Source organism: Pseudomonas sp. R1-18 (assembly GCF_051132095.1).
Taxonomy (GTDB): domain Bacteria; phylum Pseudomonadota; class Gammaproteobacteria; order Pseudomonadales; family Pseudomonadaceae; genus Aquipseudomonas.
The window spans coordinates 2,068,255-2,090,685 of sequence record NZ_CP071658.1; the positions used below are offsets into that span (position 1 = coordinate 2,068,255).

At 58.8% G+C, this 22,431-nt stretch carries 40 protein-coding genes; 27 read left to right on the forward strand and 13 right to left on the reverse strand.

Translation table 11 applies throughout. The annotated features are described in order from the left end of the window. Positions 1-42 precede the first annotated feature (42 nt). A complete protein-coding gene (locus J3P77_RS09490; RefSeq protein WP_434681302.1) occupies positions 43-753 on the reverse strand; it encodes a hypothetical protein in 711 nt (236 codons plus the stop codon). A gap of 105 nt (positions 754-858) precedes the next feature. Between J3P77_RS09490 and J3P77_RS09495 the strand changes: the two genes are divergently transcribed. After that, positions 859-1,059: a hypothetical protein gene (locus J3P77_RS09495; protein WP_434681303.1), complete on the forward strand. Its 201-nt coding sequence runs from the start codon at positions 859-861 to the stop codon at positions 1,057-1,059. On the opposite strand, the gene J3P77_RS09500 is transcribed toward J3P77_RS09495, so the two are convergent. The 8 genes from J3P77_RS09500 to J3P77_RS09535 form a co-directional block, all read right to left on the reverse strand. Next, positions 1,060-1,371 carry a hypothetical protein gene (locus J3P77_RS09500; protein WP_434681304.1) on the reverse strand — a complete coding sequence of 104 codons (312 nt, stop codon included), beginning with the start codon at positions 1,369-1,371 and terminating at the stop codon, positions 1,060-1,062. It lies immediately after the preceding gene. A gap of 283 nt (positions 1,372-1,654) precedes the next feature. Further along, positions 1,655-2,134 carry a single-stranded DNA-binding protein gene (locus J3P77_RS09505; protein WP_434681305.1) on the reverse strand — a complete coding sequence of 160 codons (480 nt, stop codon included), beginning with the start codon at positions 2,132-2,134 and terminating at the stop codon, positions 1,655-1,657. Then, the gene (locus J3P77_RS09510; RefSeq protein ID WP_434681308.1) at positions 2,131-2,997 is read right to left on the reverse strand and encodes an ATP-binding protein; all 867 of its coding nucleotides are present in this window, start codon (positions 2,995-2,997) and stop codon (positions 2,131-2,133) included. Before J3P77_RS09510 ends, J3P77_RS09505 begins: the two co-directional genes overlap by 4 nt. Before the next feature lie 9 nt (positions 2,998-3,006). Beyond that, complete coding sequence (locus tag J3P77_RS09515) at positions 3,007-3,150, reverse strand: hypothetical protein (protein WP_434681309.1); 144 nt, start codon at positions 3,148-3,150, stop codon at positions 3,007-3,009. Continuing rightward, complete coding sequence (locus J3P77_RS09520; RefSeq protein WP_434681310.1) at positions 3,147-3,344, reverse strand: hypothetical protein; 198 nt, start codon at positions 3,342-3,344, stop codon at positions 3,147-3,149. Before J3P77_RS09520 ends, J3P77_RS09515 begins: the two co-directional genes overlap by 4 nt. Next, positions 3,341-3,592: a hypothetical protein gene (locus J3P77_RS09525; protein ID WP_434681312.1), complete on the reverse strand. Its 252-nt coding sequence runs from the start codon at positions 3,590-3,592 to the stop codon at positions 3,341-3,343. The genes J3P77_RS09520 and J3P77_RS09525 overlap by 4 nt, the downstream gene beginning before the upstream one ends. Beyond that, on the reverse strand, positions 3,589-3,798 hold the full coding sequence (locus J3P77_RS09530) for a hypothetical protein (protein ID WP_434681314.1): 210 nt from the start codon (positions 3,796-3,798) through the stop codon (positions 3,589-3,591). The genes J3P77_RS09525 and J3P77_RS09530 overlap by 4 nt, the downstream gene beginning before the upstream one ends. Before the next feature lie 323 nt (positions 3,799-4,121). Further along, positions 4,122-4,481, reverse strand: coding sequence for a hypothetical protein (locus J3P77_RS09535; RefSeq protein ID WP_434681315.1), 360 nt, complete (start codon positions 4,479-4,481; stop codon positions 4,122-4,124). Positions 4,482-4,868: 387 nt separating this feature from the next. Between J3P77_RS09535 and J3P77_RS09540 the strand changes: the two genes are divergently transcribed. Further along, positions 4,869-5,213 (forward strand): DUF1654 domain-containing protein, encoded by a 345-nt coding sequence (locus J3P77_RS09540; protein ID WP_434681943.1) that lies wholly within the window; start codon positions 4,869-4,871, stop codon positions 5,211-5,213. A 56-nt stretch (positions 5,214-5,269) separates the two neighbouring features. Here the strand turns inward: J3P77_RS09540 and J3P77_RS09545 are convergent, their stop codons facing one another. Together J3P77_RS09545 and J3P77_RS09550 are read right to left on the reverse strand one after the other, a co-directional pair. Next, positions 5,270-5,596, reverse strand: a complete 327-nt coding sequence (locus J3P77_RS09545; protein WP_434681316.1) for a hypothetical protein — start codon at positions 5,594-5,596, stop codon at positions 5,270-5,272. 75 nt (positions 5,597-5,671) lie between these two features. Continuing rightward, positions 5,672-6,499: an XRE family transcriptional regulator gene (locus tag J3P77_RS09550; protein WP_434681318.1), complete on the reverse strand. Its 828-nt coding sequence runs from the start codon at positions 6,497-6,499 to the stop codon at positions 5,672-5,674. An 87-nt stretch (positions 6,500-6,586) separates the two neighbouring features. Here J3P77_RS09550 and J3P77_RS09555 point away from each other — a divergent pair, with 87 nt between their 5' ends. From J3P77_RS09555 to J3P77_RS09630, 16 genes are all read left to right on the forward strand, one after another. After that, positions 6,587-6,763: a Cro/CI family transcriptional regulator gene (locus J3P77_RS09555; protein WP_434681319.1), complete on the forward strand. Its 177-nt coding sequence runs from the start codon at positions 6,587-6,589 to the stop codon at positions 6,761-6,763. A 50-nt stretch (positions 6,764-6,813) separates the two neighbouring features. Next, positions 6,814-7,005, forward strand: coding sequence for a hypothetical protein (locus J3P77_RS09560; protein WP_434681320.1), 192 nt, complete (start codon positions 6,814-6,816; stop codon positions 7,003-7,005). Positions 7,006-7,025: 20 nt separating this feature from the next. Continuing rightward, positions 7,026-7,274 (forward strand): hypothetical protein, encoded by a 249-nt coding sequence (locus tag J3P77_RS09565; protein ID WP_434681321.1) that lies wholly within the window; start codon positions 7,026-7,028, stop codon positions 7,272-7,274. 88 nt (positions 7,275-7,362) lie between these two features. After that, on the forward strand, positions 7,363-8,169 hold the full coding sequence (locus J3P77_RS09570) for a transporter (RefSeq protein ID WP_434681322.1): 807 nt from the start codon (positions 7,363-7,365) through the stop codon (positions 8,167-8,169). Continuing rightward, a complete protein-coding gene (locus tag J3P77_RS09575) occupies positions 8,169-8,918 on the forward strand; it encodes a DnaT-like ssDNA-binding domain-containing protein (protein WP_434681323.1) in 750 nt (249 codons plus the stop codon). The genes J3P77_RS09570 and J3P77_RS09575 overlap by 1 nt, the downstream gene beginning before the upstream one ends. A gap of 29 nt (positions 8,919-8,947) precedes the next feature. Beyond that, positions 8,948-9,589, forward strand: coding sequence for a replication protein P (locus tag J3P77_RS09580; protein WP_434681325.1), 642 nt, complete (start codon positions 8,948-8,950; stop codon positions 9,587-9,589). Next, a complete protein-coding gene (locus J3P77_RS09585; RefSeq protein WP_434681326.1) occupies positions 9,586-9,855 on the forward strand; it encodes a hypothetical protein in 270 nt (89 codons plus the stop codon). The genes J3P77_RS09580 and J3P77_RS09585 overlap by 4 nt, the downstream gene beginning before the upstream one ends. Next, positions 9,852-10,271: a recombination protein NinB gene (locus J3P77_RS09590; protein WP_434681327.1), complete on the forward strand. Its 420-nt coding sequence runs from the start codon at positions 9,852-9,854 to the stop codon at positions 10,269-10,271. The genes J3P77_RS09585 and J3P77_RS09590 overlap by 4 nt, the downstream gene beginning before the upstream one ends. 105 nt (positions 10,272-10,376) lie before the next feature. Further along, complete coding sequence (locus J3P77_RS09595) at positions 10,377-10,982, forward strand: recombination protein NinG (protein WP_434681328.1); 606 nt, start codon at positions 10,377-10,379, stop codon at positions 10,980-10,982. Continuing rightward, positions 10,979-11,524 carry a hypothetical protein gene (locus J3P77_RS09600; protein ID WP_434681330.1) on the forward strand — a complete coding sequence of 182 codons (546 nt, stop codon included), beginning with the start codon at positions 10,979-10,981 and terminating at the stop codon, positions 11,522-11,524. The genes J3P77_RS09595 and J3P77_RS09600 overlap by 4 nt, the downstream gene beginning before the upstream one ends. A gap of 1,037 nt (positions 11,525-12,561) precedes the next feature. Beyond that, the gene (locus J3P77_RS09605; protein WP_434681331.1) at positions 12,562-12,756 is read left to right on the forward strand and encodes a zinc finger domain-containing protein; all 195 of its coding nucleotides are present in this window, start codon (positions 12,562-12,564) and stop codon (positions 12,754-12,756) included. After that, positions 12,756-13,649 carry a lipid II-degrading bacteriocin gene (locus J3P77_RS09610; RefSeq protein WP_434681333.1) on the forward strand — a complete coding sequence of 298 codons (894 nt, stop codon included), beginning with the start codon at positions 12,756-12,758 and terminating at the stop codon, positions 13,647-13,649. Before J3P77_RS09605 ends, J3P77_RS09610 begins: the two co-directional genes overlap by 1 nt. A 6-nt stretch (positions 13,650-13,655) precedes the next feature. Beyond that, a complete protein-coding gene (locus J3P77_RS09615; RefSeq protein ID WP_434681334.1) occupies positions 13,656-13,949 on the forward strand; it encodes a hypothetical protein in 294 nt (97 codons plus the stop codon). 164 nt (positions 13,950-14,113) lie between these two features. Further along, positions 14,114-14,371 (forward strand): hypothetical protein, encoded by a 258-nt coding sequence (locus J3P77_RS09620; RefSeq protein WP_434681336.1) that lies wholly within the window; start codon positions 14,114-14,116, stop codon positions 14,369-14,371. A gap of 34 nt (positions 14,372-14,405) precedes the next feature. Further along, a complete protein-coding gene (locus J3P77_RS09625) occupies positions 14,406-14,816 on the forward strand; it encodes a hypothetical protein (RefSeq protein ID WP_434681337.1) in 411 nt (136 codons plus the stop codon). Beyond that, positions 14,809-15,159, forward strand: coding sequence for a phage holin family protein (locus J3P77_RS09630; protein ID WP_434681338.1), 351 nt, complete (start codon positions 14,809-14,811; stop codon positions 15,157-15,159). Before J3P77_RS09625 ends, J3P77_RS09630 begins: the two co-directional genes overlap by 8 nt. Before the next feature lie 25 nt (positions 15,160-15,184). Here J3P77_RS09630 and J3P77_RS09635 read toward each other — a convergent pair whose 3' ends face one another. Then, entirely contained in the window at positions 15,185-15,397 is a 213-nt protein-coding gene (locus J3P77_RS09635) for a DUF6434 domain-containing protein (protein ID WP_434681340.1), read from the reverse strand. Between the two features lie 139 nt (positions 15,398-15,536). Between J3P77_RS09635 and J3P77_RS09640 the strand changes: the two genes are divergently transcribed. The 4 genes from J3P77_RS09640 (at position 15,537) to J3P77_RS09655 (ending at position 16,733) form a co-directional block, all read left to right on the forward strand. After that, a complete protein-coding gene (locus J3P77_RS09640) occupies positions 15,537-15,782 on the forward strand; it encodes a hypothetical protein (protein ID WP_434681341.1) in 246 nt (81 codons plus the stop codon). A 123-nt stretch (positions 15,783-15,905) separates the two neighbouring features. Beyond that, positions 15,906-16,073 (forward strand): hypothetical protein, encoded by a 168-nt coding sequence (locus J3P77_RS09645; protein ID WP_434681342.1) that lies wholly within the window; start codon positions 15,906-15,908, stop codon positions 16,071-16,073. A 42-nt stretch (positions 16,074-16,115) separates the two neighbouring features. Next, positions 16,116-16,421, forward strand: a complete 306-nt coding sequence (locus J3P77_RS09650) for an XRE family transcriptional regulator (RefSeq protein ID WP_434681344.1) — start codon at positions 16,116-16,118, stop codon at positions 16,419-16,421. Positions 16,422-16,541: 120 nt separating this feature from the next. Next, a complete protein-coding gene (locus J3P77_RS09655) occupies positions 16,542-16,733 on the forward strand; it encodes a hypothetical protein (RefSeq protein ID WP_434681345.1) in 192 nt (63 codons plus the stop codon). A 16-nt stretch (positions 16,734-16,749) separates the two neighbouring features. Here the strand turns inward: J3P77_RS09655 and J3P77_RS09660 are convergent, their stop codons facing one another. Continuing rightward, a complete protein-coding gene (locus tag J3P77_RS09660) occupies positions 16,750-16,959 on the reverse strand; it encodes a hypothetical protein (protein WP_434681346.1) in 210 nt (69 codons plus the stop codon). Between the two features lie 86 nt (positions 16,960-17,045). Here J3P77_RS09660 and J3P77_RS09665 point away from each other — a divergent pair, with 86 nt between their 5' ends. The 5 genes from J3P77_RS09665 to J3P77_RS09685 all read left to right on the forward strand — a co-directional run bounded on the left by J3P77_RS09665 (position 17,046) and on the right by J3P77_RS09685 (position 22,430). Next, positions 17,046-17,654, forward strand: coding sequence for a hypothetical protein (locus tag J3P77_RS09665; RefSeq protein WP_434681347.1), 609 nt, complete (start codon positions 17,046-17,048; stop codon positions 17,652-17,654). Position 17,655: 1 nt separating this feature from the next. Beyond that, positions 17,656-19,143, forward strand: coding sequence for a terminase (locus J3P77_RS09670; protein ID WP_434681348.1), 1,488 nt, complete (start codon positions 17,656-17,658; stop codon positions 19,141-19,143). Between the two features lie 10 nt (positions 19,144-19,153). Beyond that, positions 19,154-20,620: a DUF4055 domain-containing protein gene (locus tag J3P77_RS09675; protein WP_434681349.1), complete on the forward strand. Its 1,467-nt coding sequence runs from the start codon at positions 19,154-19,156 to the stop codon at positions 20,618-20,620. Then, positions 20,610-21,653, forward strand: a complete 1,044-nt coding sequence (locus J3P77_RS09680) for a phage minor head protein (RefSeq protein ID WP_434681351.1) — start codon at positions 20,610-20,612, stop codon at positions 21,651-21,653. The genes J3P77_RS09675 and J3P77_RS09680 overlap by 11 nt, the downstream gene beginning before the upstream one ends. A 75-nt stretch (positions 21,654-21,728) precedes the next feature. Continuing rightward, complete coding sequence (locus tag J3P77_RS09685; RefSeq protein WP_434681353.1) at positions 21,729-22,430, forward strand: hypothetical protein; 702 nt, start codon at positions 21,729-21,731, stop codon at positions 22,428-22,430. Position 22,431: the final 1 nt, after the last annotated feature.

Genomic DNA, 22,431 nt, shown 5'->3' on the forward strand with positions numbered 1-22,431 from the left:
GTCGCTGCCGGGCTGGCGTGATTCGTTGAAGTGGGGAGGTGGTCAGGCTGCTGCGGCTTGTTCTTTGATCGCCATGATGGCGTTGGCCGCGTGTCGCACGTAGAACAGGCGAGCCATCAGGTTCGGGCAGGGCTTGCTGATCCGCGTTTCCCAGAGGTCGCTGCCGCCGATCAATTCTTCATGCTGTTGCAAGAAGTCGTAGGCCAACACGATTTCGCTGTCGCGACCATCGGCGAAGCGCTCGACGTCTTCGATGACGTCAATAAGCTCATCGAACGGCAGGCGATCATCGTCAGCTCTGACGCGCTCTCGCATCCACTCGGCGAGTTCTTCCGCCTGCGCCTCGGTTGTATCGTCCGTAATCGAGGTCATCCATCCGGGAATCTCGTCACTGTCGAGCTCTTCCTCGATTCGAGCCACGATGCAGCTGCAGACTGTCTCCCGGATGCTGTCGAAGTCGATCACTTCGCGCTTGCAGTCGCTTTCCAGCTTGCCATGAAGATAGCCGTCGCTCTGATGACGCAAGAAGTTGATGCCGTAATCGGTCCCGACATTCCAGATCAGGCCGTCGATATCGCCGAACATCGAAATGCCATAGGCGGTTACGCAGATATCGAAGTGGTAGTTTCGGGTTCCAGGTTGCTTGCAGCGCCATACCTCAACACCGTTTTCGTTTACCAGTTGGGTGTACTGGTGATGGGCCAGATCCTCAGCTACGCGAGCAATCAGAGTGGCGCGCTCTTGTTCCTTCATGGAAATCTCCAGGTAGGCGCCGCCCTCCGATACCGGATGGTGGCAAATTGGTTTGGGATGGGGTATTAAGGATGCCCGGCATGGAGCCGGATCAAGGAGTGAGAAATGAGTCAGCAGGCACAAATCGATGCGCTAGAGCATCTGGTACTTACATTGATTAAGAAGAACAGGTCCAGCCTGTCTACCACTGAGCTTTTCGATGACGCCAAAGCCTCAGTAATGAGCGAGCGAAACGCGAGCGGTAACGAATATAAAACAGAAGCCAGCTCGTATCTTGAGCACTTGCAGACGACTTGGAAGATCTAGCTACTCGTCGCGGCCTATCCGCAATTCCTCGCGCCGATAGGCCAGCTCTAATTTCTGCACCACAACTGGCGACACACTGATTTCGTGGCGCGGAACCTCCAGCAGCGGCAGCGCGCCGCCCGGTCCAAGCGCATGCAGATGATGAATCATCAACGTCAGCGCCTCGCCCTGTTCCTCGATGTCCGCCCACTGCATCAGCTCGGCCAGCGCCTGCTTCGTGCCCGGGCGAACCCGTAGCCTCAGCTCTTCCTCGCCTGCCTTCTGCCGCTTGAGCACAGTTCGCTCGTTCCGCTCTTGCTGGGTCATGGCCATGTCAGCCGCTCCATCTGGTCCTGCGTAAAACGATGTCGCGGGCGGTGGACGCTCCGCAGTTGAATATCTCGGCCAGGTAGCCGTAACCGACGCCACCGCTGTCGTAGATCGCGCGCATTTCAGCGACCTGCTCAGTCGTGAGCCTTGATCGGTGATGGCTGGGTCCGCATCGGTGGTTGGTGTGGCTTCTGGTTATCGCAGCTGCTTGCATGGTGGATACCGCTCGCTGGGATGTGGAGTTGTTCGGCCCGCCGCCGTGTGCGGACCCGGTTGCTGATGCGCCTCAAAACGGGATGTCCGAGTCAAAGTCGTCGAAGTTATCCGGCGGCGCTGATCGTTGATTCTGCTGTGGAGCCACGCGTTGCTGCTGCTGGCGCGGCGCTGACTGCCGGGCGGGCTGTTGCTGCTGTCCGCCATCCAGCGGGCGCCCGCCGAGTAGCTGCATCGTGCCCTGCATGTCCACCAGAATTTCCGTGGTGTAGCGCTTGATGCCGTCTTTCTCCCATTCGCGGGTCTGAAGCTTGCCTTCGATGTAGACCTGAGAGCCTTTGCGCAGATACTCGTCGGCGATTTCCGCGACCTTGCCGAACAGCGAGACGCGGTGCCATTCGGTTTTCTCGACTTTCTGACCCGACTGCTTGTCCGTCCATTGCTCGCTGGTAGCCAAGCTCAGGTTGGTGACTGCGTTGCCGTTGGGCATGTAACGCACTTCGGGGTCCTGGCCGCAGGTGCCTACCAGGATGACTTTATTGACGCCTCTCATGACGCTTGCTCCAGTGGGGTGAGTTCAGCTTTGCGCTTGTCCTTGGCGGCAACCACCTGCTGCACCAGGTCATCGAACCCGATGGCGATTGCTTTTGCCGCATTGAATGCCGCTTGCAGCGCGGACATGTCCGAGGCGCTGGAGATATCTGCGATAGCGCCCACCAGCAGCTCCTTGGCTCGCGATTCCGGGCTGACACCGGCGTTGAGCCAGGCCAGAAGCTTGCGGCCCGTCTCCTCGCTAATCAGTTCGGGCTCATCGAACAGCTTCGTCCGGTCCTTGCTGGCGAGCGCCGTGTGCGCGTCGTGGGTAAGGTCCAGCACGACCGTGAATTCGTAATCGGTGCCATCGCGCTGCTCGGACTTCATGCCAAGCTTCAGGATCTTTTTGCCTTCGCCTTGGACCGTCTCTGTCTTGCTGCGCATCGTGCAGATAACGTGGAGGGAGCTGGTCAGGATCTTGTTGGTGAGCTGCCGGTGCCGAGGCGTGGTCTCGTTCCATGCGGCCCAGGTGTTGCCCTTGAATTTCTGGTGAGCCAGCTTCTCGTTCGCTTCAAGGCATCCGCCCGGGCCAGTCCACTCATGCGAGTAGCTGTCGATGATGAGGACGCTGTAGCCGGCGGTCTCCGCCGCAGTGATGGCCTCGACGTACCGTTCAGGTGTGAAGGGCGCCTGCAGCTCCAGCACGTCAAAGTCCGCGATGTCGGAGTACAGCGAGGCGCTGCCTTGCTCGGTGTCGATCACCGCGATGCGGCCTCCCAGCCCTTTTGCCATGAGCAGGGCGGAGTAGGTCTTGCCCGATCCAGATGGCCCGGCAAGTGCCAGCCGTAGCTTGGCCTGCTTGCGTTCGGCTTTCTTGAACATGATGTTTCCTCAGTTCGGTTGGTTGTCCCATTCCCGCTCAAGGCGGGCTTGTTCTGCTTCGTACTCTTTGCGCTCATCGCCTTGGTATCTATCAGGCGAGAAGGCACCGACCGTCATCCAGTCGAGCTGGGCTGCAAGGCGAGGGCTGCTCATGACGACACCTGCTGCTGCACTCGAAAGCGCAGTACCTGCAGCACCCGTCCCCGGTAGCCGGGCTCGGCGTACTGCTCGACGGGAGGGCCGTAATAGCCCCGCTGCTCTGCGAGCCGGTAAGCGGTGCGCAGGTCGTGGGCGCTGATCTCTTCGAGCTGGTCGTTAACCAGCGACTTGTGAATAGGCGTGGTCATGCGCAGCCTCCTGGTGGCGGGCAGATCGTTTCCATCTTGGCGATTGCGCAGCTGATGCGTTGCGCCAGGTTCTTTCGGTACGCCGCATCGCGGTCACGGCGCGCGGCGAGTTCGGCAGGGCTGTCGTATTCATGGACGAACTCGGCGAAGTCCCGCACGGGGTTTCCGTACTGGTCCAGGCGCTGCTCAAGCCGCCGAACCGATTGAATGCCTTGGTAGCTGTCCTGATACCGCTCTAGATCATTCATGCGCACCGGCCTACCGGCTGGAGGCCGAACAGGCTGTGGTACATCTCGGTGTAACTGGAATGCTCTGCGCAACTGATGTCGCCCTGGGCGTAGGCCAGCTCGACAGCCATCTGGAACGCAGCGGCTGTCATATCAGGGAAGGGCGCAGTTGGGTGTTCAGCCAGCGCCCGCTCGATGAAGCGCTTGGCTGTGGCGTGTCGAGACATGGTCGCCTCCAGGGCGTAAACCGCATTGGTCGGATGCCAGGCACACAGGGACCAAGCTGGGCGTGAATAGCCAGCCTGGCACCCGCCGATGCGGTCGTATTGGTTGGGGTAGTGTTGATGCAGGGGGCCGCGTTGCGCGGTGCAGAAGTCTTCCGCATCGGGGTGTGATCGCCTACCGGGACGAAGTCCCTCGACCATTTCTGGAACCCGACGTGCCCGCCGGGTAGATCACACCCCGATGCGCTCTCGTTGAGAGGATCGGGCAGTTAGCGTCAGGCTGACGTGGCGCTGGTTGTCTTTCCTCCGCAGGGGTGGACGGAGGTTTAGCGGTAGTGGGTGAGAATCCAGGCGCGCACATCGGGCGCGAAGTTGAACTGCTGCTGGACCAGCTTTGCCACCTCGGCCTGCAGCTCCGGCGTCATCGCGGTCGTAGCGTCAATTGGCGCATTGAAACCGTAGTTGCCGTTCTGATCGTCGGACTTGGCCAGTACGCGACCGATGGCGATGTGACTGCCGCCCATTCCGTCGTAAAGCACGCACAGACCGTTGTGGTGCTCAATACCCTTGTATGCGCTGTCTGTGTACGGCTCCAGCACCTCATACGGGTCGTCGTGAACGTCGTCGAAGTGGTCGTAGGGCAGCATCACGCCAACCAGTAGATAGGTGTTGCTCTGTACGCTCATGCTGCGTCTCCGGGTTGATTTCCCGTCTGGCCCTGTCGCCAAGGCCAGCCAGTGAAATCTTTCCCTCATTACCGCCGGGATGGCGGGGCGCACTGCTTGCCGGGTCGTTCTCTCGGTTCTGGCGTTTCACCATCGTCAGCCGTACAGGGTTGTCCCTGTCGTGGGCAGCCTTTCGGGGCTGTCTGATCGCCGGTCGCCGGTAGAGGCAGTGCGGTCTGTTGTGTGTTGCGCTGGTTGTTAAAGAGCGGCGGGCTTCTTGAGGCCCTGTCCGCCCTGCGCTTGTGTTTCATGTGCAAGTCGGCTTGCATCTATAAAAGCATGCTTGTTATTTGAATGCAAGCAAGCTTGTATTTATTTTTTGTACTGTACGGATATACAGTCTGGAAAATGGAGGTGTTTGTGGCAGAGAAGGGCAGTAGTAAAGAAGTTGCTCGGAAGGAAATGACAGGATTGGAGCGCTTAGGCCTTCGGGTGTCGTCGATGATCAATCACCCAATTGCGCAGACGCAGCGATGGGTGACGGTCCATCGGCTTGATACAGATGGTGAGCGGGAGTGGGAGGAGGTGATGGGCGTTCTTGCGGAAACGGACGAGATCGACATGACCTTCAATGACGACGGGTCAGTGACGTTGAGGTGGGAAGCGCAGAGCGATTACGACCATCCGGTAGCGGATGACGAATTTGCGCGAGTAGAAAGAATCGAGACGCTTGGCGCTGAAGCCCCGTTCTGAGCCCACAAAAAAGCCCGCTTGGCGGCGGGCTTCATTGGTTGGCCGACTTACCGGGATTACCAGCGGAAGGCCTTATCTGCAGCGCCTGCGATAAGCGCAATCACTATGGTCAGCGCAAACATACCGAAGAACAGTGCTATGGAGGCGGGCCATGACCAATGCCATGCGTAATGCGCACCCATTACGCCAATCACACAGTTCAGAAGGTTAACGCGCAGAACGAAAACGAGAATTGTGGCAACGAGCGAGCTGAAGAACCAGTGCCAATCAAGCCAGTGCTGGATGCCGCCGTAGATTGCCAGGATCTGGGCAATGCCCAGCGCAATGTTGATGGGCAAAAGCAAAACACCGATCCCGGTCGCTACTTTATCCGATGCACTCATTTTACTGCTCCATGTGGTGAGCCATCACTTTAACATTGCAGATGGAAGGAGTGGATACCTTGGCCTCGCCAAGCCTCAGACCTTCTTTGCATTCCAGACCAACAGCACCTTGGCGTGGATCGTTACATCATCCATGCGCGCCTCCAGGTCCTTGTTCTTGGGGTTGTCCGAGATCAGCCAGAAGTGGTCCTCGTCCTTACGCTGCACGCGCTTGATGAGCAGATCAGTGTGCCAGGTGAGCACATAGATACCTTCCCCGCTGTACTCAGTGACGCCCCGGTCGACGATCACCGGGTCCTTGTCGTTGATCGTGCCTTCCATGCTCTGGCCCCAGCCCGTAATCACAGCCAGGGCAGAGGCGGAGGTGTACGACACGCCCTTATCCTTAAGCAGCTCCTCTCGGACGATCAGATTCCGGATTACATGCTGATAGTCCGACGGCACCTGGCCGTGCCCCATCGACGCCCGGACGTCGTACTGGGGAATCAGGATCTCGCCCCTCTCGATGCCTGGGCCTTCTGCTGGAAGCAGAGCCGGTATCTGCAGTGATGCCGTTTCGGCCACTGCGGCGGCGATGCCTTGGCGTGCTTCTTCGGGGAGGTTCTTGCCGTGCTTGGCGAGCATCTGCTTGACGATATCGGCCGACGACTTGGCCGCGGCGGATGCCTTGCGGCGCGGCGCCTCTCCCTTTCCGGAAAGCAGCCAATCCACGGTCGTATCGTAGCCTTCGGCGATCGCGATCAGGTTTTCATTCTTGATGTTGCCTGTGTCGCCTGCAAACCATTGGCGCACTGCCTCGTAGCTCACATTGCAGGTGGTAGCAATGTCCCGCTTGAAGCTGCGTGCGCTTATCTCCGGCTTGCGAGACAAAACCAGCTGTTGAATTCGGTCGGTAATTTTCATGCGGGCAATCTACAAGAGAGCTTGTCAAGCATGCTTGCCTTGTAAACACAAGCATGCTTGAATATGAACAACGCAAAGGAGGTCGGCATGACCAAAACACAAGCAATCCAGCATTTCGGCTCTGTCTCTGCCCTGGCAAAAGCCCTGTCCGTTACGTACGAGGCCGTCCGCCAATGGGCCGAGGTTCCGGAGCTGCGCCAGTACCAGATCGAGCGGATCACGGGCGGTGCGCTGAAGGCCGAGCAGAAAAGCCAAGCCGCGTAAGCATGCCGCCCAATTCATTTCACCCACTTCAACCGCAACAGGAGCAACAAATGTACGACGAACCTCGCCACCTGAAGGACCGCGAGATCAAGTCTCGGTATGACGACGAGACCTACGAAGCGCTGAAAGCCGTAGCGCGCCTGCACAAGCTGCAACTGGCTGTGTTTGTGCGGATGTGCGTGGAAGAAAAACTGGAAAGCATCGTTGAGCAAGATCTTAGCGTTACCCAGCAATCGGCTTGAAGTCCGGAAGGAGGCCCGCAGTGCCTGAAACCACGATATGCCACGGCATCGAGAGGCGGCTCTACGAAAAGCTTGAACGGTTGGCGAAGGCAGCAGGAATGACGCCAGGTCAGTACGCCGCAAAGCTTGGAAGCGAACGCATCTTTGAAAAGACCAGGCCAAAGGGTGCCGGGAAGATCCGGCATCTGCCAGTAACAAGACGAGAGCCCGCAAGGGACTCGGGAGTCCCTGAAAAGGGAGGGGGAGGGACTGATGAATCCCTTGAATAGCAAGACCGCCAAATCGCAGGCACAAAAAAGCCCGGCGGCAACCGGGCTTTTTCAGAACAGCAGGAGTAAACACTTTGTGAGGCCGATTATGCATACCTTGAACAATGATGTACAGGCCCTGAGCCGGGCCGCGCCACAAAATGGCAGCTTTGAAAACGTGGCGCGCACAGATTCGATGAGCAGCTTTGACCTTCTGGAAATGGTCAACGCTGCCCGGCACGAATTTGGCGAGAGCGAGGTTCGCCGCGCTGATTTCACTGCTCGCTGCCGCGACGAGCTGGAAGGCGAATACTACGAAACTTTCGTAGTAAGGAATCCGCGTGGTCCGGCTTCAGAAGGTCTGATGCTGACCCGCGACCAGTGCATGCTGGTATCGATGCGCGAGTCCAAGGCGGTGCGCCGCTCGGTAGTCGCCAAGCTCAACGCGCTGGCAGGTCCCAAAGAGCTCAGCACGCTTGAAATCCTCCAGATGGCTTTGGAATCCGAGAAGGCCCGAGTGCTGCTGACCGTCCAGGTCGAGGTCCAGGCCACGAAGATTGAGCACCTGGAGAACCTGTTCAAGGAAGGCATGAGTGCCCCTCAGTTCTGCAAAGGCCTGAACGGCGTCAACGTCATGCAGATCGGCAACTTCCTTGAAGGGCGGAGCTGGCTCTACAACGAAAGCAAGACCGGCCTGCGCTGGCGTGTGGCTTCGTACGCCCGCGACAAGTACATGACGGAGCACCAGCACGAAGTAACGCCACACGGCAAAGACCCCTTTATTTCCTATACGCCAGTCCTGCTGCGCAAGGGCGCTGTTCGCCTGTACGAGCTCTATCTGGCAGGCGAGCTGCCCATGAAAAAGAACTGGAACGGCCTTCACACCCATGACAAAGCACTTAAGGGGGTCGCGTGATGGCTGGCGACTGGATCAAATTCGAACTCACCACGATGGATAAGCCGGAGGTGTGCCAGCTGGCGGATCTTGCCGCCATCGATCCGGATGCCGTGGTGGGAAAACTGATGCGCGTGTGGGGCTGGTTCGATCAACAGACAGAGAGTGGTAACGCTCCGAGCGTTAGCAAAAAGTTGCTCGACCGTTCCGTAGGCGTTACCGGCTTCTGCGATTTGATGAAATCCGTCGGCTGGATGGAGGAAGAAGACGGCTTCATCAGCCTGCCGCACTTTGACCGGCACAACGGCAAGACGGCCAAGAACCGGGCTCTCACGGCTAAACGTGTCGCTTCTCACAAGACCAAAGGTAACGCTGCCAGCGTTACTAGTGCGTTACCTAGAGAAGAGAAGAGAAGAGAAGATCAACACAACACACTACGCGAGGGCGCTGAAAATTCGGCAGACCCAAAAGCCCCGTGTGAAATGACCCTGGACTGGACGCCTGATGATCGCGTGCTGGCCGCTTACGCCACGCGCATGGGTCTGGCTACGTCCCTGTTCACCCATGAAGCCATCGGCGCGTTTGTCTGCCACTACGCCGCGTCTGGCCGTTTTGAGACGCCTCAAGCGTGGGCAAGCCTGCTGGTGAAGTGGGTCAAGCGGGACTGCGCGACCTTGGCCGGATCGAACGTGCGACCGTTCCCTATCCGCCAGGCCAACGGCCCAGACTTCGACGACACGTCCTGGTCGACCGATCTGGGGGTGCTCTGATGAGGCCAGTCAACGAACTGATGGCAAACATGGGCAACCTGCCCGCAGTGGAGACTGCGCCGCGCAAGATCGACGCCGGGACCGCGCAAGTGGTGAACACGCTGTTCCGCGAGCTGAGAGCCATCTTCCCGGCGTGGAAACAGGCATGGCCGGATGACGACACGCTCAAAGCCGCCAAGCGCAGCTGGATCAAAGCGTTCATGGCCCAGGGCATCAACCAGATCGAGCAGATCCGCTACGGCATCGAGAACTGCCGCAAGTTACAAAAGCCTTTCGCGCCGAGTGCTGGTGAGTTCATCGCCCTGTGCCAGCCAACGCCTGAAATGCTCGGCATACCGTCCCACGACGCTGCCTACGCCGAAGCAGTGGCGAATGCTCACCCGTGCATGGTCGGTAGCCGCCAATGGTCACACCAAGCCGTATACCACGCTGCGTCTCAATCAGGCTTCCACGCGCTGAGCCGGTTGTCCACCGACGCCAGCCGCAAGCTGTTCGACCGCAACTACGACATCACCATCCGCATGGTCCTGGACGGCAAGCCGCTGCGGAACATCCCGCTCGCGCTGCCCAGCCGGGCCGACGGGCGCATGACGCCTGAGATCGGGAATAAAGCGCTCGCCGAGCTGCGGAAGGGTCGCCAATCACACATGGGCAAGGGAGCTGCGCAATGAGCGAAGAAACGATCATTCAGATTTTTGAAGCGCGCCTCGAAGCAGATTATCGCCAGCTGGCGGTGACCACCAACGAGCGTTTTCTGTACTCAAGCGCCGCTTACATCCTCTCCGACAGCTGCGCGACCACTACGGGTTACGTTGGCCGCCGGCTGGGTATGACCTGCCAGCAGACGCGGAAAACTCTGCGCCGTATGGAGAAGCAGGGCTACGTAGTCGCGGATAGCAACGGCTCCAACAACATCAACTGGAGGCTGAATCCATGACCGAGTTCGTGATGCGCAGCCGGGACGACACCAGCCGCTTGTTGGGTGTTTTGCATGGGACCAACTTCGACAAGCCCAAGAAGATCGTCATCAAGGATCTGGACCGCAGCAGCGAGCAGAACAAGCTCCTGCATGCGCGCCTGACCGATATCGCAAGACAGGTCGAGCACGCAGGCAAGAAGTGGGACGTGCTGATCTGGAAACGCCTACTGACGGCCGCCTGGCTGCGTGAGGCTGGCGAACGCCCGCAGACGATCCCAGCACTCGACGGCCACGGCTTCGATGTCGTGTACGAGCGCACCAGCAAGCTCAGCGTGAAGCAGTGCGCTGAGTTGCTGGACTGGATCGAGGCGTTCGGCGGTGAGCACGGCGTTCGGTGGACGGCCAAGGATCACTGGAGCGGCCGCTATGACTGAGTTTGCAAAGGGCCTCAATCGGGCCGCCAATCGCTTTACCAGGTTCATGGCTCAGGCCTACCAACAGCCAGAGCTCTGCCTCCAATTCCAATGGGGGCAGTCGTAATGCGCCAGGCAGTACAGGCAGTGAAGACCCCGAAGCCGAAAAGGTGCCGTGTGCCGGAGTGCCGGACAACATTCGTCCCGCAGCGCCTAGGTCAGTCTGTATGCAGTCCGGCCTGCGCGATCCTCGATGCGCCAAGGCATCAGCAGAAAGCCCGCAAGGCTCTGGCTGACGTCGAACGCCGCGAGATCAAGGTGCGCAAGGAGAGGCTGAAGAGCAGGGGAGAGCATCTGCGTGATGCTCAGATCGCGTTCAACCAGTTCATCCGCGCCCGCGACCAGGCCGCCGGTCATCCGTGCATTTCCAGCGGTCGCCCTCTGGACTGGTCCGGTAACCAGACAGATGCCGGCCACTATCGCAGCGTCGGTGCTGCGCCGCACTTGCGCTTCGATGAACGCAACTGTCACGCACAGAGCAAGCAGGACAACCGCTTTCTGTCCGGGAACGCCGTGGACTACCGGGTCGGCCTGATCGCCCGCATCGGCCTTCAGGCTGTCGAGGAGCTGGAAGCGGACCAGTCCGTGAAGAAGTACACGGTCGAAGAACTCAAGGCCATCACGGCGCATTACAGGGCGAAGACCCGAGAATTGAAGGAGCAAGCAGCATGATCTATCGCAACGTGATTTCAGCAGTAGTGCGCGCCCTGGCGGCCGAAACCATCAACAGCGCGGGCGGGTGCGATTTCGAGCCAAAGGTTCAGGCGTCCAAGCTCAAGGGCGAGATCGTCGGCAAGGAGGCTGCATTCCTCACCGACTGCATGGTGTTCAGCCGGCTGCACAAGAACCTGAGCCCTGAGCACTGGCGCGTGCTGGTGGCGAAGTACTCCACGCATTCCGACCGCAAGCACGCGGCGATCACCGAAATTACCAAGCGCTACCGCTCGCCAGCGCCCGAGCGTTTCCGTCATTGCGCAATCGTGACGTGGGCAATGCCCAAGCTTGCTGGCGTCGACGGCAAGAGGAGTACAGATGTTCTCCCTGCGGCATGGTACGAAATGGACAACTGGAGCGACGAGCCGCATCCGGTCAAGAAGCAGGAGCGGTGGAGGAGGGATATTCGCAAGGGTCTTGAGGGCGCGATTGACCTGGCCTTGACCGAGGCGCAGCACATTTTAGAGCATGAAGGCCTTTTAGTGGCAAATGTCGCTTGACGGCAGATGATCCAATGAGCCAATATCGCCCCATCCTGTCATTCCTGCGCGTTTAGGAGTGAACAAAAACCCGGCCTTTAGCGTCGGGTTTTTTTTGGAGTTATCGGTACATAAGGACGTGGTCATGCGGGTTGGTACATTCATAGTTTTTTGTGGCGCAGCTCTTTCTGGTTGTTCGGGGATACCTTCTGTCCCCTACGAAGAGCCTGCCCCGTCGGAAGCGTACGCGCGCGTTCGCGTTATTACGAATTCCACGGTTTATGGGGATAGCATCGTCGGCAGTTGTGCTCCCGCTGTCCGTCATCAAATGGCGGAAGCCGGGCGCTTTTCCCGGGACGGAGAGGCGAACATCAGTTATCCGCAGTATCCCCTGAAGCCGCCGAGCCTTGGGATGCCGAAAAGGGTTGCGCCGCCTCTTGCTGAGTACGTGCCTGGAAGTCGAATGGCTGAAGGCGCACACAAAGAGGTAGTAGCTGAGTACCGCGTTCGAGCCGATCAGCCATTTCAAATCGCAACTCGGGGAGCCAGCATTGGCGGGTATGGCACGCTCCGATGGTCCTGCGGGGCCCAAGCGCTCGTGTACAAGCTGAAACCAGGTAAAGACTACGAAGCATTGGTCGGGGTCGGTCCGGCACCAAATAATAATGGCGCGCCACCGGTTATGTGCATCTTCGAGGTTATTGAACTTATGCCTCTACCTGGCACCTCTGTGGTAATCCCCCTAGCCCAAACGCCCGCTGCGCCGCCGCAGGTGTTCTGTAAAAATTAACAAGCCTTGCCTGCATGTAGGCGGGTTACATGCCTAAGTAGACACGATAAAGCCCGGCCTAACCGCAGGGCTTTTTTGTGTCTGAGGAAAAACAAAGCCCCGACACAGATCGGGGCTTTTTTGTTACACGAAAGAAAGGGCGGCTCCAGCGGGTGCAGCAACACCCAAGGGAGCCACCAGACCGCAGATGTAGCCTGCAAGCCAGCCAAGGCCCTCACTGCTCGCGCGAGCGGGGCGGAGCCTAGCAGAAAACGATAAGGCTTTGCAGATGTTGAAAGACTTCAGATGTGGACAGTGCAAAAAACTTCTTGCCCGAGTGGGCGGGAAGACCGAGCTCCAGATCAAGTGCTCCCGATGCGGGACGTTGAATCATGTGAAGGCCCCGAGCCTCAAGCTATCGCCTCTGAGCGACATGAAAGCGGAATTCTCCGCAGACATTCATTCCACTCAAGAGGTGATCTGATGGCGATCGAACTTCCAGCAACCGTTATTTATGGAAACGCGCCCACTTATACGTTTGACGGCAATTGGGACAGTGCTTTTGACAGCACGCCAGCGTATGTACGTGAGATCTACGGCATTCCATTGGCAGCAGAAGCCTATGTGATGAACGGCCCTGCCGTGTGGGCTGCCGCAGCGGAGGGCGACGGACATAAGCTAATGGAGGAGGTCTGCAAAGGTCTGAGCGGCCAGTCACTTTTGATGCTCAAGGACCAATTTGCGCTTCATTGCTATGGAGCTAATTACGTAGGCGCAGGCGGGGTTGCGCACGGCAAATACACCGTAGACGGACAAAGCCTTCAAGGGGCTTACGGGCAGTTCATCCTCGCCAATCTGTACACCAATGCATGGCGGGACGCGTTCAAAGAACATCCGATTGATCTGTACGGTCCATTTATGCCCTTTTCTGCAGTGGGCTACTGGATATTCGGCGAGGGTAGGGAGCGAAATATCCATGTCGGATCGCTTAATCTCGCATTCGACGCCTCCGAGGTACAACCGATCCAAGCGATCCTGTCGAATTCTGCGAATGGGCCAGGTGTTTACCCGCTGGCCAATGAGCCTTTCAGCATCAATACTTTCAAGCACCCTTCTGACCTACCAGTCGCATTGACCGTTGGACGCGTCTCGGGGAACATCACAGGTTCGCTGACGGTAAATCCTGATGGCACTTACTCGTTTAGTGGGTCGTACACATTGAATGATGATAAGTTCGACGCCGATCCCAACAAACGCCCGTGGCTCCAAGAGGCATTGACAACCTTTCTACGCGGGATGGGCGACGTATTCGGTCACACTGATTACTACATCCGCTTTCAGGGCTCTCAGGAGCTAACCCTAACTGGTACCCGGTAACCTCTAATGAAGAAATTTTTGCTACTGCCATTGATGGCATCCACCCTGCTGCTTACGGCCTGCGGCGAAAAAGACGCGGGAAGCTGCGCTGATGGAGGAAGCGAATCTTTCTTCAAGTCTTCGTTAGACAGCTACTACACGCGTAACAACCCAGACATGGTTGGGAAGTACCAATTGGTAGAATCAGCCAAATACGATTCCACTACGAACTGGTGGATGGTGCCGGTTGATGCGGAGGGTAGAAAGCTGCTTGCTCTTATCAGCTGTGATGGTCGGCTTGAGCTGAGTGGCCGGAAATGAGCTAGATACCTCCACAGGGGGATACCGTTAGGTATCCCTTCTGCCAACAATCCTAAAGCCCGCGTCCGTGCGGGTTTTTTACGCCCACGATTTCCCAAATGCCCTCCATGCCTCTTGCTTGCAATGCACAAATCGCGAGGGACTCATTTGCACCTGGAGAGACGATGACTCGTTCCCTTTGCTGGAGCATCTTCGCCTTTGCCATGGCGGTGCTCAGCTACCTCATGAATCGCGACATCAGCGCCAACGTGTTCCTGGGCGTGCTGATGGTGATTCAGGGCCTCAAAAGGACCGGTGAAGAAACCCATCGAGTCACCGAGCGCATCATGACGCTTTGCCTCACCGCTGGGGTGAGCGTCATCACCTTCGCCGTATTCGCCCGCATGACCGGGCTTGAGTGGGACAGCCCCGCATCATGGTGACCCTCAACCCAACCCACCGCCCCACGGAGTGCTTATGAGTGCAGAAGCAATACCTGCCGCACTCGTAAGCGGTGTGGCAACCGGTGGAGGGGTGACGCTCGCTTACCTGTTCTCGTTCGATCACGGCATGGCGCTGGCTGCGATTGGCGGCTGCTGCTTCTTCCTGGGCGCATCCGCTGCATTGCCGTGGAGTACCCGCGTCTTCTACGCCCTGGGCTCCTGCATCATCGGTTACATCTTCGGAATCATGATGCTCAACCTGCTGTCCTACAACGGGGCGGCCGCTTTCCTGGCCTGTGTTGCATCCGCGCTTGCATCCTGGGTGTTCGGATCGCTGAAGCGCTGGGCAGACGGCGGGCCGCGTCCTGACTGGGTAGACTGGTTCGCAACCTTCGCAAAGGGGTTCCTGCCGGCCTTCCTCAAACGAGGAAAGCGCGATGAATGAATTTCTGCAATGGGTAAACGCCGTCGCCATCTGGCTCGACAGCGTGATCCCTGATGTTCTGCTGGGTACGCGAGGCACCTGCCACCTGCTGATATTTCTGGTGGTGGCTGGGTATCAGAGCGGAACCGCCAAACACCGCAAGCTGATCGGCGCGATTGCCGCAGCGTTCGCAGGTGCCAACGCCGCCGAGGCCTACCGGGTCGCCGTGAACTTCAACCAGTTCTCCGCCGTGGTCCAGCCGCCGCTCACGCTCGTGATGCTGTGCGTGCTGTTCTTCGTGATCTACGCCAGAGGCAACGTCGCCCGGATGCTGCCACGCAGTTTCACCGACATGATTCGCTGACCGCGCCGCAAGCATCTGTGCATGATCATCGTTGCAAACGGGACCATTGGTCTGCGATATCACCGACTGTCGACGGCCCGCCACTCTTTATCCACGCCATGAGTGCGCGATCAAACCTGAAGCCATCGCCGCATTCGGCAGCGAGGAATCGCCGCACGTTCTGCGTGTTCCTATAGTTTTGGTCGATTGGGGTGGATCTAGTGATCGGTCCTGAGTGCCAGTCGAATTGCATCGTCATTCCTTGTCGTGTGCCGAGTTGCTGGAGAGCATAGAGCACCGCGCCACGAAACAGGCACCGCCATTTCGTGGCGCGAGCTCTCCACTTTCGGCAGTTAAGGCATAAATAAAGGTTGCAGAGTGTACCTTAAGGGTACATAATGTATCTCAAGGGCGGCACAGAGGGTGCAACCCGGAACCCGAAAGGATGGAAAATGCCAAGCGAGAGAGAAGAACTGGAGCTTGAGAAACTGCAAGCTGAGGTTCACAAGTTGGTAGCCGAGACTCGAAAGATGATCGCAGAGACCAACAAGCTGAAACGGGAAACAAGCTTCTACCCGTTTGTAGCGACAGGGGGCCTGATCACAGTAATCGTCACAGCTGCCGCCTTCATCCACAAATTCTAAGCAACGAGCCCCGAGAGATCGGGGCTACTGCCCGGTAGCTCTTGAGATTTGAGCCGATTCGGGCGAGAGTACGCACATAGGGTCAGGCAATAGGCTTGTCCCGATACCCGAGAGAGGATGACCATGAGCCACGATCAAGTAATCGCGCAAATGCGCAAAGACCTGGCACAGTTGGGCGACGAAGTCCGCGCCGCGCCCCGTCACGAGACCCGCAATATCATATTGTCTGCAGCCTCTGGCGCTGTCTTTGCGCTGGCTGTTTCCTGGGTCGCCTTCAGAGTCCTGTTCTGAACCATTTTTTCAGCCCTGCCACGGCGGGGCGTCAGGACTCATATGAAACGAATCGAACATTACCAGCCGCCAACCGCGGCTGATCTGGCGCGCCTCAAGGACGAACTCGGTTTTACCAGTCCGCAAATGGCTGACCTGGCCGGGCTTGCCCAAGGCGCCCAGTGGCGCAAGTACACCGGCGGCGCCCAGCCTCGCGAGTTGAACCCACACATGCATTTCTACATGGCGGCGCTGTTGACGCTCACGCCTGATGAGCTGGAGCGGGTAGCAGGCAAAATGCGCGAGCATGGCGCGGAAGTAGGGCTCGGCCCTTTGCCGGCCGGACCGAGCAGGAACAGCCAGAGCTGATATCGCTCCACGCTTCAACCATCCACTGAGCCCAGCCTAATCCGCTGGGCTTTTTTATTGGCTGAGCTGGCGGAATTGTCCGCGTCCGACCTAGCCCAACTGCACAGTCGAGTAACCCCAATGACAGCTCAAATCCACGACATCGCGGATCAGCGTCCGCACCTGTGTGTGGTTGCGTCTGATGGGCCGCACGTCATCCCTGTCGCGCTGGTTCGCTCAGTGATCGAGGGCGACAAGCCATCCAGCATCCTGACCGAGCCTGTGCTACGCAGGATGATTGAGGAGTGGCTGGAGCAGATGTGCCGCGAGTGAGCGCGGCACGGGTGACTTAAGAAACCTTGAGCGCTTGCTGAATCTGGTCGGCATAAGTCGAGAGCCTTTCCAGCTCTTCTTTGACGATTGTGGAGCGATCTGGCGAATTGGAGACTTTAGCGGCAATCAATATAAGTGCCGCAGCGACCGCCGCTTGTCTTTGGTCTTCCGCCGTTCCAGGCCCGAAACCGGTGTTCGCCATGAGGTTTTTGAAATGCTCTGACATTGCTTATTCCTTCAGATGAATGAGTGGGCACTAATACCGGCAATCGGCCACTATTTCAATCCTCTTAAGTTTACCGAGATCAAACCATGACAGCCAAGCAACCCGACTGGGAGGCGATTGAACGTGCCTACCGGGCCGGATTGCTTTCCATACGCGAGATCGCATCGACCCAAGGCATTACCCACGGCGCCATCAACAAGCGCGCCAAGCGGGATGGCTGGGAGCGAAATCTCAAGGCAAAGATTCAGGCCAAGGCCGATGCGCTGGTATCCAAGCGCACGGTATCCATCGAGGTATCCAGCAAACAGGCGGATACCGAGCGCGAGATAATTGAGGTCAATGCGGAAGTCATTGCGAACATACGCATGGCTCACCGCAACGACATATCGCGCGGCCGGCGACTCACCAACAAGCTGCTGGATGAGCTGGAAGGACTGACTGACAACCGTCACCTGTTCGAAGAGCTCGGCGAGCTGCTGCGCTCTGAGGACGACAACGGCCAGGACAAGCGGAACGACCTGTACCAGAAGATCATCGACCTGCCGGGGCGCTCCAAGACCATGAAGGAAATGGCCGAGACGCTGAAGACGCTGATCAGCCTTGAACGCCAGGCTTACGACCTCGACAGTAAGCAGGGCGGGAACGACGCAGACGATCTGTCCAAGCTGATGGACGAACTATCGAAGGACGCCTGACATGAAGCCCGAGCACATGAAGCTGCTCAGGGATCGGTTCTGGCGCCTGAACAACCTGTACTTCATCACCGACAAGAACGGGAAGAAGGTCCGCTTCCGCATGACGCAGGAGCAGATTGATTACTTCCAGGGCATGCACACCCGCAACATCATCTTAAAGGCTCGTCAGCTGGGGTTCACGACGCTGGTCTGCATCGTGCAGCTGGATGCGGCCCTGTTTGAGTCGGCGAAGTGCGCGCTGATCGCTCACACCCTGAACGACGCCAAGCGCCTGTTCCGCGAGAAGATCAAGTATGCGTATGACAACCTTCCCAAGGAGATACGGGCTGCAAACCCTGCTTTTAACGATGCTGCTGGTGAGCTTGTGTTCAGCAAGGGCGGATCGCTCTACGTGTCCACATCCTTCCGGGGCGGGACTCTACGGTATCTGCACGTATCCGAGTTCGGGAAGATCTGCGCCAAGTTCCCCCACAAGGCCCGAGAGATCGTTACCGGGGCCTTCGAGGCTGTCGCCGCCGACTGTTTCGTTACCATCGAATCGACGGCGGAGGGCAGGGCGGGCTACTTCTTCGACTACTCGCAGAGCGCTGAGAAGCAGCAGCTTTCCGGCGTGCCGCTGGGCCTGCTGGACTGGAAGTTCTTTTTCTTCAGCTGGTGGCGCAACGCGCTGTACTGGCTCGACCCGACAGATGTGGTCATCCCTGACCGCCTGACGAACTACTTCAACGAGCTGCACGCCAAGCACGGGATCGTCACGAACCCAGGCCAGCGCGCCTGGTACTCGGCCAAAGAGAAGACGCTCGGCGACGACATGAAGCGGGAGTACCCGTCGATTCCCGCCGAGGCCTTCCAGCAGTCGATTGAAGGCGCGTATTACGCCAAGCAGTTCACCAAGCTCTACGGCTCGCAGCGCATCGGCGTGCTGCCAGACAACAGCCATCAGCCTGTCCACACGTTCTGGGATATCGGCGTGGGCGACTCGACGTCGATCTGGTTCGTCCGGATCGTTGGTGAGGAATTCCACATCGTCGACTTCTACCAGAACAGCGGCGAAGGCCTGCGGCACTACATGAAGGTGCTCAAGGACCGCGGCTACACCTACGGCGAGCACTGGGGGCCGCACGACATCGACAACCGGGAGTTCAGCAGCGATGCGAAGACCCGGCGTGAGGTGGCGCGCGAGGGTTACGAGATTGACGGCCAGCATTACCGTCTGACGTTTCAGGTCGTTCCCAAGATCGGCGTGGACGACGGCATCGACCAGGTGCGCGAGATCCTTCCACGCTGCGCCTTCGACGAGGCCAAGTGCGAGGAGGGCATCACCTGCCTGGAGAACTACCGCAAGGAGTGGGACGACAAGAAGGGCTGCTGGAAAGACAAGCCACTGCACGACTGGTCATCCCACGCCGCTGACGCCTTCCGCTACTTCGCTGTCGCCAAGACCAAGCGCGCAGTCATGACCCACATCCCTGTCACATTCACATTCTGAGGTTCTACGCATGCCGAACTACAGTGCCGTCCGGGCAGAGTACTCGGAGGCCTTGCCCGGCTGGCAGCTGGTCAAGCGCTGCGTGGCTGGGCCTCGCGAGGTCCGCAAGTACAACGAATATCTGCCGATGCCGGATCCTCTCAACCTGAGTCCGGAAAACCTGGCGCGGTATGAGCAGCTGAAGAAGCGAGCCATGTTCCTGAACGTGGTTGGCCGCACCCGCACCGGCTTGCTGGGCGCGGTGTTCCGCAAGACTGCTGAAGTCGAGCTGCCGGCCGGCATCCAGTACCTGCTGGAGAACGTATCCGGCGACGGTTCCAGCCTTGAGCAGATGAGCAAGGAGCTAACCGGCGAATGCCTCGATACGGGCCGCGCTGGCTTGCTGGTTGATTTTCCGAAGGTCCTGCTGCCAGAGGGTCAGGTTTCGCTGACAAAGGCTCAGGAAGGCGGCAGGAAGTCGTTCATCCACTTCTATCCAGCGGCCAGCATCATCAATTGGCGCGAAGACGTTATCGAAGGCGTGAAGAAGCTGACGCTGGTCGTGCTGCATGAGCAGGTCAACAAAGTGACCGAGGACGGTTTCGAGTTCACTGCTGTGGACCAATACCGGGCGCTGATGTTGGTCGGCGGTCAGTACGTGCAGCGCCTGTACCGGGAAGACATGGCAGACGTCGAAGAGAGCACACCGACCGACAAGACCGGCAAGCCTTTCGATCACATCCCGTTCCACTTCATCGGCTCTCAGAACAACGACGCCAGCATCGACAAGGCGCCGCTTGAAGACCTGGCAGAGGTGAACATTCTTCACTACGGCAACAGCGCCACGGTGGAAGAGTCGGGCTTCATCAGTTCGCAGCCAACGCTGTTCATCACCACGGCTATCTCGCCTGACGATTTCGCCAAGCTGAACCCGAACGGCATGCACATCGGGTCGCGCCGCGGGCATAACCTGGGCACCTCTGGATCGGCAGTCATGCTGCAGGCCAATGAAACCCAGCTGGCCCGCGAGCTGATGAAGGACAAAGAAGAGCAGATGCTCATGATCGGCGCGCGGATCGTCCAGCAGGGCGGCAGTGCCGAGACGGCTGAAGCAGTCCGGATTCGCTACACCTCCGACAACTCGGTACTGGGCACTATCGCGGGCAACGTGTCCGAGGCGGTGCGCCTGGCTCTGTTCGACGCTCAACGCTTCATGATGGATGCGCCTGACGAGGACGGGACTGTGTTCTGGCTCAATCAGGAGTTCTTCGAACAGACCATGGACGCTCAGGCGATTCTGGCTCAGGTCCAGCTGTGGCAGCAGGGCATCATCGCCAAGAAGGACTTGCGCACCAATCTGCGCAGGGGCGCTGTCATCGAGGCAGACCGGACCGACGACGACATCGACGAGGACCGCGAGGGCGAGGCTCCGATATTGGGCAGCGAAACCGACGAGAAAAAGGAGTCCAAGCCAGCCGAGGTAGACGATGAGCAGTGAGGGATATCTCGAAGGCGAGACGACCAGGCATCAGATCTACCTGGAGCTGCTGGCCCTGGGCAACGCGAAGAAGGCCGCCAAGTTCATTTATACCGCGATCAAGGCAGCGCAGGAGCGCATTGCGGAAGGCTTGAGCGCTTACGGCACTCGACGGTATGAGCAACAGATAAGAGCGCTGCAAAACGATCTGGCGGCCGTGTACGGCTCAATGAAGGGTCAGATACAACTGGACCTTCGCGAACTGTCGGTGGTCGAGTCGAAATTCAGCATCGAGCTGATGGGGCAGGTGGTCAGGCCTGTGGTGCAGCTCAACACCCCGTCGCCGCAGATGATCAAAGCTGCCGCCTTGTCCGAGCCGATGAAGCTTGAAGCACGGACGGGCGTGCAGAAGATCAGTATCAGCGGCGCGCTCGACCAGTTCGGGACGAAGAAGTCCGCCGAGATCATCGGAGAAATCCAGATCGGGGCGGCCTTGGGCGAAACCACACCGCAGATCAGCCGACGCTTGGCCGGGCTCCACCAGTTGCAGCGAGATCAGGCCACTGCACTCGTTCGCACCGTGACCAACCATGTCGCCGCCACGGCGCGCATGGAAACGCTCAACGCGAATGACGACATCCTCGAAGGCAAGAAGCGGATCGCCACCCTGGACGGCCGGACGTCTCCGGTCTGCCGGTCGCTGGATGGCACCGTCGTGCCGTTGTCGGCTCCGTCGCCGCCGTTCCACTGGAACTGCCGCACCTCGGAAATTCCCTGGCTCAAGGCCGAATACCGGCGGGAGATACCAGGCTCCACAAGGCCCTCAGTAGGACCAGACGGGGCAAAGCCTGTACGCAGCAACACCACGTATCAGGAATGGCTGGAACGGCAGCCCGCGAGCTTCCAACGCGAAGTACTCGGCCCAAGCCGTTACGCCCTGTTCTCGAAGGGCGAGCTGACGCTGGACCGCTTCGTTGCGGCGAACGGAAAGACCCTGACCCTTGACCAGCTGCGAGAGCTTGAGCCTTTAGCGTTCAAGCGCGCAGGACTCTGAATCAACCACGACCGGCCATGAGCCGGTTTTTTTATGCCCGCGGCTGAGCCAACGGCGAATCATCCGGGGGATGAAATGAAATATCTGATCGACAAGGCAGCATTCGACGCACTCGAACCCGCTCTGCAGGCTTTGTACAAGGTGCAGGGCGACCAGTACGTGCTGGCCGTTGAGGGCTTGCCCGCCGGTGACGGTGACCTGGAAGGCCTGAAGCGCCAGAACCAGACGCTGCTGGACGAGGCCAAGGAAGCCAAGCGCTTGAAGCGCGAAGCCGACGAGAAGCTGGCCCAGAAAGAGCTGGATGCGGCCAAGGCCCGCGGCGACTTCGAGCAGCTGTATGCCAGCAGCGAACAGGCTCTGGCCGCCGAGCGCACCCGGCTGGCCGAACTGACCGCCAGCATTGAGCGTCGCGACCTGACGTCGGCGGCAAGCAAGGTATCCACGGCCATCGCTGACGGCGAGAACGCCGAGATCTTGGCTGAGTTCGTCCAGCGCCGCCTGAAGATCGTAGACGGCCAGGTCAAGGTCACGGATGCCGAGGGCAACCTCACCATCGCGTCACTCGACGATTTGGCAAAGGAATTCCAGCAAGCGCCGCGCTACGCAGCATTGGTGCGCGGCTCGCAAGCGAACGGCGGCGGGGCTGCCGGGGGTAAGGGTGGCGGGGCCACCAAAACGTTTGACCAACTCACCGGCATGGAGCGCGTAGAGCTTCGCCGAACCAATCCCGCCGAGTACGAGCGCCAGAAAGCTGCTTCGAAGTCGGCCAAGCAATAAG